General features: G+C 45.8%; 1 protein-coding gene. It reads left to right on the plus strand.

The window, feature by feature from the left end; genetic code table 11:
- Nucleotides 1–57 precede the first annotated feature (57 nt).
- Entirely contained in the window at nt 58–1,272 is a 1,215-nt protein-coding gene (locus JMX63_RS14360; RefSeq protein WP_201573189.1) for an IS256 family transposase, read from the plus strand.
- Nucleotides 1,273–1,303: the final 31 nt, after the last annotated feature.

The raw sequence follows: 1,303 nt of genomic DNA on the forward strand, positions 1-1,303 counted from the left end.
TGGGAGTTTCCTAAAAACTGTGTAACTGCTTATAATCCACTAACAGGAGAATAAGCAATGACTACTCAATCTGACATTAAAAAATTGGCCGAGCAAATGGCTGGTAGCATGAAAAGCTTTGATGACATCAAAGACTTCCAAAAGCAGCTCATGCAATCCTTTATCGATACTGCCTTAGAGGCTGAAATGGAAGACCATCTCGGCTACCCCAAGCATGAAAAGGCGGATAAACCTAATAAGCGTAACGGGCACACTAAAAAGACCGTCCGCAGTGATACAGGCGATCTTAAAATCTCTACCCCAAGAGACCGTGATAGCAGCTTTGAGCCTGTACTCGTTAGTAAGCATCAAACCCGTATCTCAGGTCTCGATGACAAGATCATATTCCTTTACGCCAAGGGTCAAACCACCACCGAGATTGTAGAGAGCATTAAAGAGCTCTATGACGTCGACATCTCGAGCAGCTTGGTTTCTAGAGTCACCGATAACATATTAGAGGACATCACCGCATGGCAGAACCGGCCGCTGAGCAGTGTTTATCCTATCGTCTATCTAGACTGCATTGTCGTCAAAGTACGTCAAGACAAGCAGATCATCAACAAAGCCATTTACTTAGCGCTAGGTGTTGCTCTTAACGGTAAAAAAGAGCTGCTTGGTATGTGGTTATCAGAGAATGAAGGCGCTAAGTTCTGGCTGGGTGTTCTTACCGAGCTTCAAAACCGTGGCGTACAAGACATCTTAATCGCTTGTGTTGACGGTCTAAAGGGCTTCCCTGATGCCATTAACACCGTCTATCCAAAGGCACAGGTTCAGCTGTGTATCGTGCATATGGTGCGCTATTCCATGAAGTTCGTGCCATGGACGGATAAAAAGGCCGTAGCGGCTGATTTAAAAGCCATCTACGGCGCTGATACGCTTGAGATGGCAGAGGCCAATCTTGAGCACTTTGATGAGACTTGGGGCAAAGATTACCCGCACGTGGTCAAGTCTTGGCGCAATAACTGGGAGGGCTTAACGGTGTTCTTTAATTACCCTAAAGACATCAGAAAAGCCATCTATACCACCAATGCTATTGAGTCATTGAACAGCGTGATTCGAACAGCGGTGAATAAGCGTAAGGTGTTCCCCTCTGATCAGGCAGCATTTAAAGTGGTGTACTTAGCCACCCAGCAGGCATCCAAAAAGTGGTCGATGCCCATCCGTAACTGGACGTCTGCTCTGAATCGCTTTATGATTATGTTTGATGATCGTATAAGCAGGCATTTAATCTAAATGGCAGTTACACAGAATCTGGGATGGGCTC

The sequence above is a fragment of the Psychrobacter nivimaris genome (assembly GCF_904846365.1).
GTDB lineage: Bacteria > Pseudomonadota > Gammaproteobacteria > Pseudomonadales > Moraxellaceae > Psychrobacter > Psychrobacter nivimaris_B.

What these genes read in the sequence shown, in the direction of transcription:
- JMX63_RS14360 (WP_201573189.1), top strand. Translation starts at nt 58, where the DNA reads ATGACTACTCAATCTGACATTAAAAAATTGGCCGAGCAAATGGCTGGT.